Here is a 1,814-nt window from a genome sequence, read left to right as displayed (position 1 = left end):
CGGTGTCGCACGAATCCCTGGTGTGAGTCGGCGGTGGCTTGCAGGTGGTGGGTCGAGTGTGGGGTTTGTGGTCAGGCGGGGATTGCGCGCTGGAGTTTGAGCAGATTGTGCACCGTGCAGATCAGGCGCCACTCGCTGTGCACTCCAGCGTGTCCGCGGAGGGAGAACTTGCGGAACCCCAGGTTGGCTTTGATGTTGCCGAAGACGGGTTCGATGCTGACGCCGCGCTTGCGGTAAAGCGAGGCGTTCTCAGGCTTAGAGAGTTTGTCGTTCATCATGTTTCGAGCAATCGTAGGGTCGATGCTGTCGCCTCGGACGTGCGCGAGCATCGATTTGACTCGCGTTACCGAGACGTCGAGTTGGTCACGGGCGGCACGCATCGAGATCTCGCCGGCGGCGACGCGTTCGATGACCGGAATCCACTCCCGGGGTTCGGGTTCAGCGCTGCGGGTGATGCGCTGTCCATCGCGCCCGAAGTAACGCTTGGTCATGTCGCGCACCCAGGTATACGAGACGCCAAGAATCGCACCCGCCTGACGTTGAGACAGCTCACCACGATTGACCCTCGCCAGCACCGCCAACTTGTCATCGTCGGGTTTGTCGGCCTTGCGCCACGACGGCTTTCGTGTCGCGATCAGCACCTCGGCCCCGACGTCGGTGGTGCCGTTCGCACTGGTCCAGTAACCCGCGTCGGCCACGAGGGTGCCCGCACCACCACGGTGTCCGGCCGCGGCGAGATTGTCGATCGCCCCGGTGGCCATCGGCACGAAATGGGGTTGATCGTTGGTGGTGTTGCTGATCTCGGCGGCCACCACGATGTGCCCGGTTGTCGCGGCCGCTTGTGCGTTGTAGCCCTGCAGCACGCCTTTGGAGGCGTGCGGGATGATCCGCGAATCCGGATCGGTGGTGTTCGCCCGCCGCGACCGCGCCCGCCGCGCCGTCTCCGCGCTCGGTTTCGGCCCGGTCAGCTTGCGACCCGACTCGGCTTCCTTGCGCACACGCTCGGCCATCCGGGCCTCGAAATCGGACGCCTTCTGTGATTCGAGTTCGTCGAGGGCAGCCCGGATCCGCGAGCGTCGATCCCGACCACCGGCCCACCCCGCCGGCATCCGCCTGAGCTGGTCGTTGTCGTCCCGTTCGTCTTCGGCCGCATCGACCTGCTCGGCTTCGGCCAAGACCTGATCGGCGATACGACGAGCCGCCGCGGCCGCGGGGTCGCGTTCCACGGATCCGGCGAGTTCAGCGCTGAGGTCTGCATGGTCACGATTGGCGAAGAACGAGGCATTCGCTGCGATCTTCGTGCCGTCGATGGCGACCACGCCCGCATCGACGAGACCAGCCTTGACGCACAGACCGAGGACCTGGCCGAACAACTCCGCGATCGCGTCCTGGTGACGGCGGCGGAACCTGGCCAGCGTGGCGTGATCAGGCCGCTGATTGGCCGCGACAACCCGCATGGCCACGTCCTCGACCAGCCGTCGCTCGATCCGACGCGAGGACCGCTCCCCGGTGCAGTACGCATACAGAAGTACCGACAGCATCATCGCCGGGTCATACACCGATCCGCCCTTGCCATCGACCCGATACGCCGCATAAAACGCGTCCAGATCGAGCTCGGCGACGACGTCGAGCACGAAAAACGCCAGATGATCCTCGGGCAACCACTCCCGCACCGACGGCGGCATCATCATCAACTGATCGACATCACCGGTACGCACATTGACAGACACCTCGAATCATCGCAAACAACAGCATCTTTCACGCGAAACGACACGCAAACAGACGATTCACACCAGGGATTCGTGCGACACCCT

Annotated in this window: 1 protein-coding gene; it reads right to left on the bottom strand. The window is 64.4% G+C overall.

Annotated elements, in window-relative coordinates; genetic code table 11:
• Positions 1-71 precede the first annotated feature (71 nt).
• Positions 72-1,730: a transposase gene (locus tag AC5Y49_RS24560; protein ID WP_499891982.1), complete on the bottom strand. Its 1,659-nt coding sequence runs from the start codon at positions 1,728-1,730 to the stop codon at positions 72-74.
• Between the last annotated feature and the right edge of the window lie 84 nt (positions 1,731-1,814).

The sequence above is a fragment of the Mycobacterium sp. NGS62 genome, from assembly GCF_059812285.1.
The sequence above is the reverse complement of the archived record's forward strand: the minus strand, read 5'-3'. Positions and strand labels throughout refer to the sequence as shown.